This window comes from Rhodoferax sp. (genome assembly GCF_018063565.1).
GTDB lineage: Bacteria > Pseudomonadota > Gammaproteobacteria > Burkholderiales > Burkholderiaceae_C > Rhodoferax.
In genome coordinates this window covers 18,157-33,636 of sequence record NZ_JAGPBB010000045.1, presented here as the reverse complement: position 1 = coordinate 33,636, position 15,480 = coordinate 18,157, and the positions used below count along the sequence as shown (strand labels likewise).

Genomic DNA, 15,480 nt, shown 5'->3' with positions numbered 1-15,480 from the left:
GTGCCCGCATCGTGATGCAGGGCAACTCGTCGGCCAACGCGCTGGCGCTGATCGATGCCATCAACAAACACAATGTGCGCGAGCCGCAAAAGCGGGTGTTGCTGCTGAATTACTCGGCGGTGGATCCGGTATTGACCAATGAAAAATGTAGTTTCTGGCATTTCCGCTTTGACGCCCATGCCGACATGCGCATGAGCGCCCTGATGTCCGTGATCCGTGACGAAGCGACGCTCAAGCGTGTTTACCTGATCGGTCAGGACTACAGCTTTGGCCAGGCGGTGGCGCGCGAGGCACGGCGTCAGCTCAGCCAATGGCGCCCGGATATCACCATTGTGGGGGACGAACTGCACGCCATTGGTCGGGTCAAGGACTTCATTCCTTACCTGAGCAAGATCAAGGCCAGTGGTGCGCAGGCGGTGATCACCGGCAATTGGGGCAATGATCTGACGCTGCTGGTCAAGGCGGCCAAAGAAGTGGGTTTTACCGGCAAGTTTTACACTTTCTATGGCAATGCGCTGGGTGCACCCACCGCGATGGGTGAGGCCGGCATTGGGCGGGTACTGGCGGTGGCTGACTGGATGCCCAATGTGCCGGGCCAGCCCAGCGAGGCGTTTTATCAAGCCTTTCGCCAGCGTTTTCCCAAGCCGGAAGATGACTATGTGCATATGCGCATGCAGTTGATGGTGCAGGCACTGGTGCAAGCCATTGTTGCGGCAGATGCTCTCGAAGCAGGCGCTATTGGCGCTCATCTGGAAAGAGCGGACGTGACTTTTCATGGCCAGCGCGGCACCATGCGTGCCAGTGATCACCAGTTTCAGCAAGCCTTGGTGGTGGGTGTCATGGAGCGCCAGGGATCACCCGGCGTGACCTTTGATGTGGAAGGGTCTGGCTATGGGTTCAAGGTCATCAAGACGCTCTCTGCCAGCGCCGCGCAGCAGCCCACCAGTTGCCAGATGCAGCGGCCTTAAGCGCGCGCCGGGGATCGCGGCTATACTCGCAGGCTCTGCAAAAACGCAGAAACGCACGTCAGGGGCAGTTCCAGCGCCTGTCGCAAGTTCTTATTCACAGGAAACAACATGATTGCAACCAGCATCAAAGCCGCTGTTGTCAAAGACAACGCACGTTCTGCCACTGACACCGGCAGCCCCGAAGTTCAGGTGGCCTTGCTCACCGCTCGTATCAATGAGCTGACGCCGCACTTCAAGACCCATGCCAAAGACCACCATGGCCGTCGCGGTCTGTTGCGCATGGTGAGTCGCCGTCGCAAACTGTTGGACTACCTCAAGAGCCGCGATGCCGATCGTTATGTGGCGCTGATTGCCAAACTGGGCCTGCGCAAGTAATTGGCCTCAAAAGAATGACGAACGCCTGAGTTAGGTCACTAGCTCAGGCGTTTTTTACTTCAGTTTTCATCGGACGCAACAAAAACCCAGCGAAGCTGTGTCATTCCAAAGTTGTTCGGGCGGTAGGCCTGGCAAGCTCTGGAATGGCATCGTGGCCTGTTTTGTCTGCTCCGGGCTTCGGTCGGGTGGCCTGCACCTGCCAGTATTCCGAGACATTCAGGAGAAATATATGACGATGTTCAAAAAAGTAAGCAAGACCTTCACTTGGGGTCAGCACACGGTCACGATGGAAACCGGCGAAGTTGCCCGCCAGTCCAGCGGCGCTGTGATGCTCGACATGGACGGCACGGTGGTGCTGGCCACGGTGGTGGCCAAGTCCGAAGGTAAAGCGGGGCAGGACTTCTTTCCGCTGACGGTCGACTATCTGGAAAAAACCTACGCTGCCGGGCGCATTCCGGGCAGCTTCTTCAAACGCGAAGGCCGGCCCAGCGAATTCGAGACGCTGACCAGCCGTCTGATCGACCGTCCAATCCGGCCGCTGTTCCCGGAAGGCTTCTTCAACGAAGTCCATGTGGTGGTCCATACCCTGTCGCTCAATCCCGAGGTTGACGCCGACATCGCCGCCATGATTGCCGTGAGCGCAGCGCTGTGTGTCAGCGGTGTGCCGTTCAGCGGTCCGATCGGGGCAGCCCGGGTTGGCTACGTCAACGGCGAATATGTGCTCAATCCGGGCCAGACCGCGCGCAAGAACTCGGTGCTGGATCTGGTGGTGGCTGGCACCGAATCTGCCGTGTTGATGGTGGAGTCCGAGGCGCAACAACTGTCTGAGGAAGTCATGCTCGGTGCCGTGGTGTTTGGCCACGACCAGGGCGTGATCGCCATCAATGCCATTCACGAATTGGTGCGCGATGCCGGCAAGCCGGTTTGGGACTGGAAAGCCCCAGCCAAGGATGAAGCGCTCATCGCCAAGGTGGGCGCTTTGGCCCAAGACAAGCTGGCAGCGGCCTACCAGATCCGCAACAAGCAGGCGCGCACGCAGGCTTGTCGCAGCGCTTATGCCGAAGTGATGGCGGGTTTGAAGGCTGATGGCATCGAATTTGACGCGGTCAAGGTTGAAGGCATGTTGTTTGACATCGAAGCCGGACTGGTGCGTGGCCAGATTCTGGCCGGCGAGCCGCGTATTGACGGTCGCGACACCCGCACCGTGCGTGCCATCGAAATCCGCAATGGCGTGTTGCCGCGTACCCACGGCTCTGCCTTGTTCACACGGGGCGAGACACAGGCGCTGGTGGTCACGACGCTGGGTACGGAGCGTGATGCACAACATATCGACGCCTTGTCCGGTGAATACGACGACCGCTTCATGCTGCACTACAACATGCCTCCGTTTGCCACCGGTGAGACCGGTCGTGTGGGCACGCCCAAGCGCCGCGAAATCGGCCATGGTCGGCTGGCCAAGCGCGCGCTGGTGGCGGTGCTGCCAAGCAAGGAAGAATTCCCCTACAGCGTGCGGGTGGTGTCTGAAATTACCGAGTCCAATGGCTCGTCGTCGATGGCTTCGGTCTGCGGTGGCTGTCTGTCGATGATGGACGCTGGTGTGCCCCTGAAAGCGCATGTGGCAGGTATTGCCATGGGCCTGATCAAGGACGAGAACCGCTTTGCCGTGCTGACCGACATTCTGGGTGACGAAGACCACCTGGGCGACATGGATTTCAAGGTAGCAGGCACCACCAACGGCATCACCGCGTTGCAGATGGACATCAAGATCCAGGGCATCACCAAGGAAATCATGCAGGTGGCGCTGGCGCAGGCCAAGGAAGCGCGGATGCACATTCTGGGCAAGATGGTCGAAGCCATGGGTGCTGCCAAAACCGAAGTGTCCAACTTTGCGCCACGTCTGTTCACCATGAAGATCAACCCTGAGAAAATCCGTGACGTGATCGGCAAGGGCGGTTCGGTGATCCGTGCGCTGACTGAAGAAACCGGCACCCAGATCAACATCGACGAGGACGGCACCATCACCATCGCCTCCAGCGATCCGGCCAAGGCCGATGAGGCCAAGCGCCGCATCGAAGCCATCACCGCCGAGGTGGAAATTGGCAAGATCTACGAAGGTCCGGTCACCAAGATTCTGGACTTTGGCGCGCTGATCAATCTGCTGCCTGGCAAGGACGGCTTGCTGCACATCAGCCAGATCGCACACGAGCGGGTGGAGAAGGTCACCGACTACCTGTCCGAGGGCCAGATCGTGCGTGTGAAGGTGATGGAAACCGACGAAAAAGGCCGTATCAAGCTGTCGATGAAGGCGCTACTGGAGCGTCCTGCCCAGCAGCAGACCGATAACCGCAACTGATCACTGCTTCATTTTCAACATAATTGATAGCAGAAAAGTCATCTGGAATAAGCGCTAGAGGCATAAATCATCATGAAAGTGATTGAGTTGAACGGGTACGGGAGCGCAGACGTATTACGTCTGGGTGAGCGGCCCGTGCCTGTGGCTGCGCCCGATGAGCTGCTGATTAGGGTCCGGGCCAGTGGTGTCAATCGGCCCGATGTGTTGCAGCGGATGGGTCATTACCCGGTACCTGCAGGGGCGTCAGATATTTTGGGCTTGGAGGTTGCCGGTGTCATCGAACACGGCGACCAAGCGGCATTGGCAGCGGCGGGCTTCAGGCTCGGCGATCGGGTCTGTGCCCTGGTGACAGGCGGCGGGTACGCCGAGTTTTGTGTAGCCCCGATTGCCCAGTGCCTGCCGGTGCCGGGCGGGTTGACCGACGTACAGGCCGCCAGTCTGCCGGAGACGTTTTTTACCGTCTGGAGCAATCTGGCGGATCGTGCACGCTTGCAAAGCGGCGAAACGGTGTTGATACAGGGCGGTTCCAGCGGTATTGGTGTGGCGGCAATCCAACTGGCCAAACAGCTTGGCGCCACCGTGATCGTGACGGCAGGCAGTGACGATAAATGTGCGGCCTGCCTGGCCTTGGGTGCCGACTTCGCCATCAACTATAAAACGCAGGATTTCCAGGCTGAACTGATGCAACTGACCGACGGGCAGGGTGTAGATGTCATTCTGGATATGGTGGCAGGCAGCTATGTGGCCAAAGAGGTGCAATGCCTCAAAGAAGATGGTCGTTTGGTGATCATCTCGATCCTTGGGGGTGTCAAGAGTGAGTTCAATGCAGGCCTGGTATTGCGTCGGCGTCTGGTCATCACAGGCTCCACGTTGCGACCGCGTCCGGTGGCGTTCAAAGCCGCCATTGCACAGGCCTGCCTGAAACAGGTGTGGCCGGCACTGGCTGCGGGTCAGATCAGGCCGGTTATCTATCGTACTTTTGCGGCAGCGGACGTGGTGCAAGCGCACCACTTGATGGAATCAAGCCAGCACGTGGGAAAAATTGTTTTGACTTGGGGTGAAGCATGAAAAAGAAGTTGATTGCAGGAAACTGGAAGATGAATGGCAGCCTGGCGGCCAATGCCAAGCTGCTGGCCGACATTCTCGCGGGCCTGTCGCAGCCGGCTTGTGAGGTGGCTGTGGGGGTGCCTGCGCCGTATCTTGCGCAATGTCAGGCTCTGCTGGCTGGCAGCACCATTGAGCTGGCATCACAGGATGTTTCAGCCCACGAAACTGGCGCTTACACCGGTGAGATTTCAGCAGCCATGCTGAAGGACTTTGGTGTGCGATATGCCATCGTCGGGCACTCTGAGCGGCGTCAGTATCATGGCGAAACCGATGAAGCGGTCGCACTCAAGGCGCAGCGTGCGCTGGCCAGTGGCATCACACCCATCGTGTGTGTTGGTGAAACCCTGGCTGAACGTGAGGCCGGTCGAACCGACGAGGTGGTCAAACGCCAACTTGCGGCGGTGATTCACACCAACGGCCATTGCATCAGTGAAATTGTGGTCGCCTATGAACCGGTATGGGCCATTGGCACCGGCAAAACCGCCAGCCCCGAACAGGCACAGCAGGTGCATGCGGTGTTGCGGGCACAACTGCATGCGGCAACGGAACATTCGGCACGGATCAAGCTGCTGTATGGCGGCAGCATGAACGCCACCAATGCCGCCGCCCTGCTGGTGCAACCCGACATTGATGGTGGCCTGATTGGCGGAGCCGCGCTCAAACCGCAAGATTTTTTGACAATTATTGCTGCTTGCGTTTGACGAATAAGCGTTTATAGCTCTATTTTTAGGAGTAGTTGATGGGTGTTGTTTCGACTGTTTTGTTGGCTGTACAGATGCTTTCAGCCGTTGCCATGATCGGCCTGATTCTGGTGCAGCATGGCAAGGGGGCTGATATGGGTGCGGCCTTTGGCAGCGGGGGCTCAGGCAGTTTGTTTGGTGCCAGTGGCAGCGCCAACTTTTTGTCCCGAACCACGGCGGTGTTGGCCACCGTGTTTTTTGTCAGTACCTTGTTGCTGGCCTATTTCGGCTCGGTTCGGCCGGCCGCCAAATCCAATAGTGTGCTTGAGAACGCCGCCTTGGTGGTGCCAGCGCCGGTGGTGTCGGCCCCAGTGGTTCCTGCCTCTGGTGCGGCCCAGATACCTGCCAAATAATTGCGCTTGAGATTCGTCAATCCCGCAACTGTTTCAAGGGGATTTCAGGGTAAACTCTTAGTTGTTTCCGGTGCCCATCAGCGATCAAGTCGCCGGGTTTCCGGGTTCAGCAGAATGCCGTCGTGGTGAAATTGGTAGACACGCTATCTTGAGGTGGTAGTGGCGAAAGCTTTGCGAGTTCGAGTCTCGCCGACGGCACCAAGTAAATTTTGTTTGTCGCGATCCCATGTGGCAAGCACCTAATTGAATCAGTCTCGCAAGATGAACCTTGATCAATATTTGCCGGTCTTCCTGTTCATTCTGATCGGTCTCTCGGTCGGAGTCATGCCTCAGATCATTGGTTTTATTCTGGGTCCTAACCGGCCAGATCCGGCCAAAAACTCCCCTTACGAATGTGGTTTTGAAGCGTTTGGTGATGCGCGGATGCAGTTTGACGTCCGTTATTACCTCATCGCCATCCTGTTCATCCTGTTTGATCTTGAAACAGCCCTGCTGTTTCCGTGGGCAGCCACACTCAAGGACCTGGGTTTGTATGGTTTTTTGGTTGGTCTGGAAATTGTGACTATTCTGACGATCGGATTTGTCTACATGTGGATCAAGGGCGCTCTGGATTGGGAGTAAGGCGATGATTGAAGGTATTCTCAAAGAGGGCTTTGTCACCACGAGTTACGACGCTGTGGTGAATTGGGCCAAGACCGGTTCGGTATGGCCGATGACATTCGGATTGGCCTGTTGTGCCGTTGAAATGATGCATGCTGCAGCAGCCCGGTACGACATCAGCAGATTTGGTGCTGAAGTTTTCCGTCCAAGCCCACGTCAGTCTGACCTGATCATTGTGGCGGGCACCCTGACCAACAAGATGGCACCGGCGTTTCGCAAGGTTTATGACCAGATGGCCGAGCCGCGCTGGGTGATCAGCATGGGATCATGTGCCAATGGCGGTGGTTACTACCATTACAGCTATTCGGTCGTGCGCGGCTGCGACCGCATTGTTCCGGTGGATGTGTATGTGCCGGGTTGTCCGCCGACCGCGGAGGCGTTGATTTATGGCATTTTGCAATTGCAGCAAAAAATCCGTCGTACACAAACCATTGCGCGAGTCTGAGGGATAGCAAACATGACAACGTATTCTGTTTTGCCAGAAACCACGCGCCAGGCGGTCGAGGCAGCGCTGGGCGACAAGCTCAAACGCATTGCCATTACTTTGGATCAGGTGACCGTGGAGGTGCTGGCTGAGCACTACCACCTTGCCGCTTTGGCGCTGCGTGACCATCCGGCGTGCAGGTTTGAGCAGATGATGGATTTGTGTGGTGTTGACTACTCAGAGTTTCCTGCTGGCACCCCCGATGGTTTGCGTTTTTGCGTGGTGTTGCATTTGCTGTCGGTTAGTTTGAACCAGCGTGTGCGCTTGAAGGTGTTTGTGCCGGATGATGCAGCGCCGGTGTTGCCGACCGTGACCGATATCTGGAGCGGGGCCAACTGGTTTGAACGTGAAGCGTTCGATCTGTTTGGTATTGTGTTTGAGGGGCACGACGATCTGCGGCGAATACTGACGGATTACGGCTTTATCGGTCATCCGTTTCGCAAGGACTTTCCGCTGTCAGGTCATGTTGAAATGCGCTACGACGCTGAACAGCGGCGCGTGGTGTACCAGCCGGTCACGATTGAGCCGCGAGAAATCACTCCGCGAATCATCCGTGAGGAGAACTACGGGGGCTTGCGTCAGGCAGTTTGAGTATGGCTGAAATAAAAAACTACACACTGAACTTCGGACCGCAGCACCCGGCCGCGCACGGTGTTTTGCGCTTGGTGCTGGAACTGGACGGTGAGGTGATTCAACGGGCCGATCCGCACATTGGGCTGTTGCATCGGGGTACGGAAAAACTGGCCGAGAGCAAAACATTTTTGCAGACACTGCCCTACATGGACCGACTCGACTATATGTCCATGATGTGCAACGAACAGGCGTATTGCCTGGCGTTGGAGAAAATGCTGGATCTGGATGTGCCACTGCGTGCCCAGTACATCCGGGTCATGTTTGCCGAAATTACCCGACTGCTCAACCATCTATTGTGGGTCGGTGCGCATGCCATCGACTGTGGCGCGATGACGGTGATGTTGTATGCATTTCGGGAACGTGAAGATCTGCTCGACATGTACGAGGCGGTCAGTGGTGCGCGTATGCATGCGGCCTACTTTCGACCCGGCGGCGTTTACCGGGACTTGCCCGACACCATGCCGCGTCACACACCCAACAAGATTCGCAGCGCCAAGTCGACTGCGGCGCTCAATCGCAATCGTAGCGGCAGCCTGCTGGATTTCATCGAAGACTTTACCCAGCGGTTTCCGACCTATTTAGGTGAATACCACACCTTGCTGACTGAGAACCGTATTTGGAAGCAGCGCACGGTCGGTATCGGTGTGGTGACCCCGGAGCGGGCCCTGAATTTGGGTTTTTCCGGTCCCATGCTGCGGGGATCCGGCTTTGCCTGGGATCTGCGCAAGCAGCAGCCCTATGAAGTTTACGATCAGTTGGACTTTGATATTCCAGTCGGCAAGACGGGGGATACCTATGACCGCTATCTGGTGCGTATGGAAGAGATGAAGCAATCCAATCGCATCATCAAGCAATGTGTTGACTGGTTGCGTGTCAACCCGGGCCCGGTGATCACCGACAACCGCAAGATTGCGCCGCCGGATCGCGAGTCGATGAAGTCCAACATGGAAGACCTGATTCATCACTTCAAATTGTTCACCGAAGGATTTTGTGTTCCAGTGGGTGAAACCTACGCGGCCATTGAACACCCCAAGGGGGAGTTTGGCATCTACATGATCAGCGATGGTGCCAATAAACCTTATCGGATGAAGATTCGTCCGCCTGCGTTTGTGCACTTGGCCGCACTCGACGAGATGGGCAAAGGGCACATGATTGCGGATGCCGTGTCCATCATTGGCACTATGGATATTGTGTTTGGGGAAGTGGATCGATGATTTCTGAAGCATCCAAAGCGCGTTTCGCCCGCGAAGTTGCCAAATACCCGGCGGATCAAAAACAATCGGCGGTGATGGCGTGCCTGTCCATCGCACAGCAAGAACTGGGGTATGTCAGCGAGGAGATTGAGCGCGATGTCGCACAGTACCTGGGCATGCCGGTGATGGCGGTGCACGAGGTGACAAGTTTTTACAACATGTACAACCAGCGTCCGGTGGGCAGATACAAACTCAACGTTTGTACCAACCTGCCGTGCCAGTTGCGTGATGGTGTCAACACCTTGCAATATCTGGAAAAGAAGCTGGGCATTTCCATGGGGCAAACCACACCGGACGGTCTGTTCACTTTGCAGCAAAGCGAATGTTTGGGCGCCTGTGCCGATTCCCCGGTGATGCTGGTGAATGACCGCTCCATGTGCAGTTTCATGACCCCGGAAAAACTCGATCAGCTGGTCGATGGTTTGCGTGCCGCAGGAGACCAATGATGAATGCGCAGCAAATACTTGACCAGTTTCGCTCTGCGGGTATCGAGACCTGTTTTCACGGCCGCCATATCGAGCCGCAAATCCTCGCAGGTATTGATGGCCGTAATTGGCGCTTGAAAGACTATGAGAGCCGTGGTGGTTATCAAGCTTTGCGCAAGATTCTGGGTCTCGACGGCGGGGCTGGCATGACACAGGACCAGGTGATCGCGACTGTCAAGGAGTCTGCGCTGCGTGGGCGTGGTGGCGCTGGTTTTCCGACGGGATTGAAGTGGAGCTTCATGCCGCGTCAGTTTCCAGGAGTCAAGTATCTGGTTTGCAATTCAGATGAAGGCGAGCCGGGCACCTGCAAAGACCGGGAGATTCTGGAATTCAATCCGCACATCGTGATTGAAGGTATGGCCATTGCTGCTTATGCCATGGGTACTGCGGTGGGTTACAACTATATTCATGGCGAGATTTTTTCGACCTACGAGCGATTTGAAACGGCGCTGGAGGAAGCGCGCGCCGCTGGCTTGCTGGGCGACAACATTCTGGGTAGTGGTTTTAGTTTCCAGCTCCACGCAGCCCATGGTTTTGGTGCCTACATCTGTGGCGAAGAGACAGCGCTGCTTGAATCACTCGAAGGCAAGAAGGGCCAACCGCGTTTCAAACCGCCATTCCCCGCCAGTTTTGGCCTCTACGGCAAGCCGACCACGATTAACAACACCGAAACTTTTGCGGCAGTGCCTTGGATTATTCGCAATGGTGGCGCCGCTTACCTGGCGTGTGGGAAACCGAATAACGGTGGCACCAAGATTTACTCGGTCAGTGGCGATGTCGAGCGGCCTGGCAACTTTGAGGTGCCCATGGGGACACCTTTCGCCACAGTACTCGAACTCGCTGGCGGTGTTCGGGCAGGCCGCAAACTCAAGGCGGTCATTCCCGGTGGTTCCTCATCGCCAGTGCTACCCGCATCGCTGATGATGGAATGCACCATGGACTACGACTCGATTGCCAAAGCGGGTTCGATGTTGGGGTCTGGCGCGGTAATTGTCATGGACGACAGTCGCTGCATGGTCAAAAGCCTGCAACGCCTAAGCTATTTCTATATGCATGAATCCTGCGGCCAGTGCACTCCTTGCCGGGAGGGCACAGGCTGGTTGTGGCGTGTGGTCGACCGGATTGAAAACGGTCAGGGACGCGCCGGAGACATGGACTTGCTCGACAGCGTGGCGGGCGACATTCAAGGTCGCACCATCTGTGCGTTGGGTGACGCGGCGGCGATGCCGGTGCGTGCCATGTTGAAGCATTTCCGACCCGAATTTGAGTACCACGTTGAGCACAAGACCTGCATGGTCCCAGCCTACGTTTGAGCGAGTGCCAAGATGATTGAAATTGAACTCGATGGCAAGAAGGTGGATATTGCGCAAGGCAGCATGATCATGCATGCAGCCGAGAAAGCAGGAACCTATATTCCCCATTTCTGTTACCACAAAAAACTCAGCATCGCGGCGAGTTGTCGCATGTGTCTGGTTGATGTGGAAAAAATGCCCAAACCGATGCCTGCGTGCGCCACACCTGTGACGCAGGGTATGGTTGTCCACACCAAGACTGACAAGGCGGTTATGGCCCAGAAGTCGGTGATGGAGTTCCTGCTGATCAATCACCCGCTGGATTGCCCCATCTGTGATCAGGGCGGCGAGTGTCAACTACAGGACTTGGCTGTCGGTTATGGTGGAACGGCTTCACGCTATGAAGAAGAGAAGCGCGTTGTTTTGCACAAAAATGTGGGCCCGCTGATTTCTATGGAAGAAATGAGCCGGTGCATCCATTGCACGCGTTGTGTGCGATTTGGCCAGGAAATTGCGGGTGTTATGGAGCTCGGTATGTCGCATCGCGGAGAGCATGCGGAAATCGAAACCTTTGTTGGACAGTCCGTTGATTCCGAACTATCGGGCAATATGATCGATATCTGCCCGGTCGGCGCGCTGACCAGCAAGCCGTTTCGTTATAGCGCGCGGACATGGGAGTTGTCACGCCGCAAGTCCGTCAGTCCGCATGACTCGACTGGCGCTAACCTGATCGTACAAGTCAAAAGCAACCGGGTGATGCGGGTCGTGCCACTGGAGAACGAAGCGATCAACGAGTGCTGGATTGCTGACCGCGACCGGTTCTCGTACGAAGCGCTCAATAGTGAAGAGCGTCTGACGATGCCGATGTTGAAACAAGGCGGTGAATGGAAGACGGTGGACTGGAAGACCGCACTAGAGTATGTGGCACACGGCCTTCAGAGTGTCAAAAATGAGCATGGTGCCAGTGCCATTGGTGCTTTGCTGAGCCCGCACAGCACACTTGAAGAGCTGTATCTTGGCGGCGCATTGGTGCGTGCTCTTGGCAGCGAAAACGTGGATTACAGATTGCGGCATGCCGAATTTGAGCCGGCAGTGCGCGGGGCGCGTTATCTGGGTATGTCAATTGAGGCCCTGTCACATTTGCAGGCGGCGCTGGTGGTAGGCTCCAACCTTCGCAAGGACCATCCGCTCTTTGCCCAGCGTATTCGTCAAGCGGTTCGCGGTGGTTGTGCCGTGCATGCTGTCCACGCCGGCGGTTTGGACTGGGCGATGTCCATGAGTCAAGACTGTTGCGTTCCGGCGTCGCAGTGGGTGCAGATGCTGGCCGACATTGCAGCCGCTGTCGCTCTGGAAAAAAATGTACCAGCCCCCATGGCGGGTCAAGCCAGCGAAGTTGCCCGGGCGATTGCTGCGTCGTTGCTTGGCAGTGAACAGAGCGCTGTTCTGTTGGGCAATGCGGCGGCTCATCACGCTCAGGCGAGTCAATTGCTGGCTTTGGCCAACTGGATCGCTGAGCATACGGGGTCTTCCGTGGGTTATCTTACGCAGGCTGCCAACACCGTGGGTGCCCAGTTTGCGGCGGCTTTGCCAGGTAAGGGGGGGCTGAATGCCGGCCAGATGCTGTCGGGGGCGCTCAAGGCGATCCTCCTGCTCAATAACGAACCTGAATTTGATTCTGCAGCAGGCCGTAGCGCAATAACTGCCCTGAAGTCCTGCGAAATGGTGGTGACGTTGAGTCCGTTCAAGGCCAACTTGGACATCAGTGACGTATTGTTGCCAATTTCGCCTTTCACGGAGACCTCGGGGACCTTTGTGAATGCCGAGGCGCGGGTACAGAGTTTTCATGCAGTGGTCAAACCACTCGGCGAGACACGACCTGCCTGGAAGGTCTTGCGGGCACTGGCCAATGTCTTGGATCTGCCCGGATTCGGATTTGATTCCTCCGAAGACGTGTTGGCGCAGGCGTTTGCGCCAAATGGTGGGGTGACGCCTGCTTTTCTGTCGGCTGAGCAGTTGAACAACACCAGTCGATTGGATGTCCCGGCGACTTCGGTTCCGACAGGCGAGCCATGTGTGGCCGCGATCTATCAACTTGATGGCATCGTACGCCGTGCCGGCTCCCTGCAAATGACGTCAGATGCGCGATCTGTCAAGACCGGGGAGGTGACGGTATGAGCGACTTCATCTTTTCATTGGGTCAAGGTCTCTTGACCGCGCCGTGGTGGACAGCGATTGCCTGGCCAACGATCTGGGCCCTGATCAAGGTGACCGTCGTATTGATGATTGTGATGGGTGCTGTGACCTATGCCACCCTATGGGAGCGCAAGTTGCTGGGTTGGGTACAGATCCGTTTAGGTCCCAATCGTGTCGGACCGTGGGGCTTGCTGCAACCCATCGCCGATGCCCTGAAGTTGATGACCAAGGAAATCGTCAGTCCCGCGGCCTCGGACAAATTCTTGTTTTTCTTGGGACCCGTGCTGACCGTCGGGCCTGCGTTGGCGGCGTGGGCGGTGATTCCGTTCGGCCCTGAGATTGCGGTGGCCAACCTGAATGCCGGATTGTTGTTTCTCATGGCAATTTCCTCTTTGGAGGTTTATGGCGTGATTGTTTCCGGTTGGTCATCGAATTCCAAATATGCATTCCTTGGAGCCTTGCGCGCGTCCGCGCAAATGGTGAGTTACGAAATTGCCATGGGTTTCTGTTTCCTGGTGGTGCTGATGGTTTCTGCCAGTTTGAATCTCTCGGATATTGTGGCTGGGCAGGGACAGGGTCATTTTGCACAAATGGGCCTGACTTTTTTATCGTGGAACTGGCTACCTTTATTGCCCATCCTGGTGGTGTATTTTGTGTCGGGCCTGGCAGAAACCAATCGCACCCCGTTTGACGTCATTGAAGGTGAGTCAGAGATCGTGGCAGGTCACATGGTGGAGTATTCTGGTATGTCCTGGGCCATGTTCCAGATGGCCGAGTACGCCAGTATCTGGCTGATTTCCATTTTGGCGACGGTGATGTTCTTTGGCGGCTGGATGTCTCCGATCGACAGCGCCCTGTTCAACTGGATTCCTGGTTGGATATGGCTGGGGTTGAAAACATTCATGGTGATGACATTGTTCATTTGGGTGCGGGTGACATTCCCACGCTTCCGTTATGACCAGATCATGCGTTTGGGTTGGAAAATATTCATACCCGTGACCCTGGTGTGGCTGGTGGTGGTTGGGGTGTGGATGCAGACCCCGTGGAACATTTGGAAGTGATTCGAGCTGTTTATGTCTACCCCAACTTCAAAACCTGTTGAGTCATCTTGTGGGAGCGCGTTCTCCTTCAAGGATTTCCTGTCGAGCTTCTTTCTGGTTGAATTGCTCAAAGGTATGCGCCTGACGGGTAAGTACGCCTTTCGAAGCAAGATCACGCTCGAATATCCTGAAGAAAAGACACCTTTGTCGCCGCGATTCCGTGGTTTACACGCGCTGCGACGTTATGAAAACGGCGAGGAGCGATGCATTGCTTGCAAACTGTGTGAGGCCGTTTGTCCCGCCATGGCCATCACTATCGAGTCCGATGTGCGCGCAGATGGTTCGCGTCGCACGACACGCTACGACATTGATTTGAACAAGTGCATTTTTTGCGGCTTCTGTGAGGAGAGTTGTCCGGTGGATTCGATTGTGGAGACCAATATCCTGGAATACCACGGTGAATCGCGCGGGGATCTTTATTTCACCAAAGAAATGCTGTTGGCTGTCGGTGATCGATTTGAAGCGGAAATTGTCGCGAGCAAGTTGGCTGATGCCAAGTACCGCTGACCTGTCGTAAGAAAGAATCCGAAATATGAGTATCACGACCGGTCTTTTTTATTTTTTCTCAACAGTGCTGCTGTTTGCAGCCTTTCGTGTTGTGACCGCGCGCAATCCAGTGCATGCGGTGTTGTTTCTTGTGCTGACTTTTGTTCAGGCTTCGATGATTTGGATGCTCCTAAAAGCTGAGTTTCTCTCGCTGTCGCTGGTGCTGGTCTACGTTGGCGCCGTGATGGTTCTGTTTTTGTTCGTTGTGATGATGCTCGATGTCAATATTGAAAGCATGCGAGCCGGCTTCTGGAAGCATTTCCCTTTGGCTGCTGTTATCGGCGTGGTGATCGCCGTCGAAATGTCAGCGGTGCTGCTGGGGGGATTTCGTGTGACAGAAGCAGTCGGCGAGCAGACCGCCGCCACGGTGTCCAATACGCGTGAACTGGGGAAATTGCTGTACGTGCATTATCTATATCCCCTGGAAATTGCCGCTGCGTTGTTGCTACTGGCCATGATTGCCGCCATTGCGCTGACGCTGCGGACCCGCAAGGACAGCAAGTCGATCAACGCGGCAGATCAGGTTCGCGTGAAAGCCAAGGACCGGATGACCGTTGTGAAAATGAGCGCAACGCAGGCTGCCCCTAAGCCAACGCTCGAAGTGCCATCTGATGGGAGCAAGTCATGACATTGACTCTGGGTCATTTTTTGTCGTTGAGTGCAATGCTGTTTGCGTTGTCGGTGGTGGGGATATTCCTCAATCGAAAGAATTTGATCGTTTTGATGATGGCGATTGAATTGATGTTGCTGGCGGTGAACACCAACTTTGTCGCGTTTTCACATTACCTCGGCGACCTGAACGGACAGATTTTTGTATTCTTTATTCTCACGGTCGCTGCGGCCGAGGCGGCGATCGGCCTTGCCATTCTGGTTCTGCTGTTTCGCGGCAAGTCGAATATCAATGTGGACGAACTCGATTCGTTGAAAGGGTAAGTCAA

The 15,480-nt window shown here is 55.9% G+C and carries 17 protein-coding genes and 1 tRNA gene; all 18 read left to right on the top strand.

Going from position 1 to position 15,480, the window contains the following annotated elements:
• The coding region (locus KBF66_RS11750; RefSeq protein ID WP_296656687.1) for an ABC transporter substrate-binding protein at positions 1-968 on the top strand (968 nt) is incomplete at its 5' end.
• A gap of 108 nt (positions 969-1,076) precedes the next feature.
• Positions 1,077-1,343, top strand: a complete 267-nt coding sequence (gene rpsO / locus KBF66_RS11745; protein WP_296656685.1) for a 30S ribosomal protein S15 — start codon at positions 1,077-1,079, stop codon at positions 1,341-1,343.
• 229 nt (positions 1,344-1,572) lie between these two features.
• Positions 1,573-3,696: a polyribonucleotide nucleotidyltransferase gene (pnp, locus tag KBF66_RS11740; protein ID WP_296656682.1), complete on the top strand. Its 2,124-nt coding sequence runs from the start codon at positions 1,573-1,575 to the stop codon at positions 3,694-3,696.
• A gap of 72 nt (positions 3,697-3,768) precedes the next feature.
• Entirely contained in the window at positions 3,769-4,764 is a 996-nt protein-coding gene (locus tag KBF66_RS11735) for an NAD(P)H-quinone oxidoreductase (RefSeq protein WP_296656680.1), read from the top strand.
• On the top strand, positions 4,761-5,504 hold the full coding sequence (tpiA, locus tag KBF66_RS11730; protein WP_296656678.1) for a triose-phosphate isomerase: 744 nt from the start codon (positions 4,761-4,763) through the stop codon (positions 5,502-5,504). The genes KBF66_RS11735 and tpiA overlap by 4 nt, the downstream gene beginning before the upstream one ends.
• A 38-nt stretch (positions 5,505-5,542) precedes the next feature.
• Positions 5,543-5,896 carry a preprotein translocase subunit SecG gene (gene secG, locus KBF66_RS11725; RefSeq protein ID WP_296656676.1) on the top strand — a complete coding sequence of 118 codons (354 nt, stop codon included), beginning with the start codon at positions 5,543-5,545 and terminating at the stop codon, positions 5,894-5,896.
• A gap of 116 nt (positions 5,897-6,012) precedes the next feature.
• A tRNA-Leu gene (locus tag KBF66_RS11720) sits at positions 6,013-6,097 on the top strand.
• Positions 6,098-6,157: 60 nt separating this feature from the next.
• Positions 6,158-6,517, top strand: coding sequence for an NADH-quinone oxidoreductase subunit A (locus KBF66_RS11715; RefSeq protein WP_296656673.1), 360 nt, complete (start codon positions 6,158-6,160; stop codon positions 6,515-6,517).
• Between the two features lie 4 nt (positions 6,518-6,521).
• Complete coding sequence (locus tag KBF66_RS11710) at positions 6,522-7,001, top strand: NADH-quinone oxidoreductase subunit B (RefSeq protein ID WP_296656671.1); 480 nt, start codon at positions 6,522-6,524, stop codon at positions 6,999-7,001.
• A 12-nt stretch (positions 7,002-7,013) separates the two neighbouring features.
• Positions 7,014-7,631, top strand: a complete 618-nt coding sequence (locus KBF66_RS11705) for an NADH-quinone oxidoreductase subunit C (protein ID WP_296656668.1) — start codon at positions 7,014-7,016, stop codon at positions 7,629-7,631.
• Positions 7,632-7,633: 2 nt separating this feature from the next.
• On the top strand, positions 7,634-8,887 hold the full coding sequence (locus KBF66_RS11700) for an NADH-quinone oxidoreductase subunit D (protein ID WP_296656666.1): 1,254 nt from the start codon (positions 7,634-7,636) through the stop codon (positions 8,885-8,887).
• A complete protein-coding gene (gene nuoE, locus KBF66_RS11695; RefSeq protein ID WP_296656663.1) occupies positions 8,884-9,372 on the top strand; it encodes an NADH-quinone oxidoreductase subunit NuoE in 489 nt (162 codons plus the stop codon). The genes KBF66_RS11700 and nuoE overlap by 4 nt, the downstream gene beginning before the upstream one ends.
• A complete protein-coding gene (nuoF, locus tag KBF66_RS11690; RefSeq protein WP_296656661.1) occupies positions 9,369-10,724 on the top strand; it encodes an NADH-quinone oxidoreductase subunit NuoF in 1,356 nt (451 codons plus the stop codon). Before nuoE ends, nuoF begins: the two co-directional genes overlap by 4 nt.
• A 12-nt stretch (positions 10,725-10,736) precedes the next feature.
• Positions 10,737-12,878, top strand: a complete 2,142-nt coding sequence (gene nuoG / locus KBF66_RS11685) for an NADH-quinone oxidoreductase subunit NuoG (RefSeq protein ID WP_296656660.1) — start codon at positions 10,737-10,739, stop codon at positions 12,876-12,878.
• On the top strand, positions 12,875-13,957 hold the full coding sequence (nuoH, locus tag KBF66_RS11680; protein WP_296656657.1) for an NADH-quinone oxidoreductase subunit NuoH: 1,083 nt from the start codon (positions 12,875-12,877) through the stop codon (positions 13,955-13,957). The genes nuoG and nuoH overlap by 4 nt, the downstream gene beginning before the upstream one ends.
• Positions 13,958-13,969: 12 nt before the next feature.
• Positions 13,970-14,503, top strand: coding sequence for an NADH-quinone oxidoreductase subunit NuoI (nuoI, locus tag KBF66_RS11675; RefSeq protein ID WP_296656655.1), 534 nt, complete (start codon positions 13,970-13,972; stop codon positions 14,501-14,503).
• A 25-nt stretch (positions 14,504-14,528) separates the two neighbouring features.
• The gene (locus tag KBF66_RS11670) at positions 14,529-15,170 is read left to right on the top strand and encodes an NADH-quinone oxidoreductase subunit J (RefSeq protein WP_296656651.1); all 642 of its coding nucleotides are present in this window, start codon (positions 14,529-14,531) and stop codon (positions 15,168-15,170) included.
• A complete protein-coding gene (gene nuoK, locus KBF66_RS11665; protein ID WP_296656649.1) occupies positions 15,167-15,475 on the top strand; it encodes an NADH-quinone oxidoreductase subunit NuoK in 309 nt (102 codons plus the stop codon). Before KBF66_RS11670 ends, nuoK begins: the two co-directional genes overlap by 4 nt.
• Positions 15,476-15,480: the final 5 nt, after the last annotated feature.

What these genes read in the sequence shown, in the direction of transcription:
- rpsO (WP_296656685.1), top strand. Translation starts at nt 1,077, where the DNA reads ATGATTGCAACCAGCATCAAAGCCGCTGTTGTCAAAGACAACGCACGT.
- pnp (WP_296656682.1), top strand. Translation starts at nt 1,573, where the DNA reads ATGACGATGTTCAAAAAAGTAAGCAAGACCTTCACTTGGGGTCAGCAC.
- KBF66_RS11735 (WP_296656680.1), top strand. Translation starts at nt 3,769, where the DNA reads ATGAAAGTGATTGAGTTGAACGGGTACGGGAGCGCAGACGTATTACGT.
- tpiA (WP_296656678.1), top strand. Translation starts at nt 4,761, where the DNA reads ATGAAAAAGAAGTTGATTGCAGGAAACTGGAAGATGAATGGCAGCCTG.
- secG (WP_296656676.1), top strand. Translation starts at nt 5,543, where the DNA reads ATGGGTGTTGTTTCGACTGTTTTGTTGGCTGTACAGATGCTTTCAGCC.
- KBF66_RS11715 (WP_296656673.1), top strand. Translation starts at nt 6,158, where the DNA reads ATGAACCTTGATCAATATTTGCCGGTCTTCCTGTTCATTCTGATCGGT.
- KBF66_RS11710 (WP_296656671.1), top strand. Translation starts at nt 6,522, where the DNA reads ATGATTGAAGGTATTCTCAAAGAGGGCTTTGTCACCACGAGTTACGAC.
- KBF66_RS11705 (WP_296656668.1), top strand. Translation starts at nt 7,014, where the DNA reads ATGACAACGTATTCTGTTTTGCCAGAAACCACGCGCCAGGCGGTCGAG.
- KBF66_RS11700 (WP_296656666.1), top strand. Translation starts at nt 7,634, where the DNA reads ATGGCTGAAATAAAAAACTACACACTGAACTTCGGACCGCAGCACCCG.
- nuoE (WP_296656663.1), top strand. Translation starts at nt 8,884, where the DNA reads ATGATTTCTGAAGCATCCAAAGCGCGTTTCGCCCGCGAAGTTGCCAAA.
- nuoF (WP_296656661.1), top strand. Translation starts at nt 9,369, where the DNA reads ATGATGAATGCGCAGCAAATACTTGACCAGTTTCGCTCTGCGGGTATC.
- nuoG (WP_296656660.1), top strand. Translation starts at nt 10,737, where the DNA reads ATGATTGAAATTGAACTCGATGGCAAGAAGGTGGATATTGCGCAAGGC.
- nuoH (WP_296656657.1), top strand. Translation starts at nt 12,875, where the DNA reads ATGAGCGACTTCATCTTTTCATTGGGTCAAGGTCTCTTGACCGCGCCG.
- nuoI (WP_296656655.1), top strand. Translation starts at nt 13,970, where the DNA reads ATGTCTACCCCAACTTCAAAACCTGTTGAGTCATCTTGTGGGAGCGCG.
- KBF66_RS11670 (WP_296656651.1), top strand. Translation starts at nt 14,529, where the DNA reads ATGAGTATCACGACCGGTCTTTTTTATTTTTTCTCAACAGTGCTGCTG.
- nuoK (WP_296656649.1), top strand. Translation starts at nt 15,167, where the DNA reads ATGACATTGACTCTGGGTCATTTTTTGTCGTTGAGTGCAATGCTGTTT.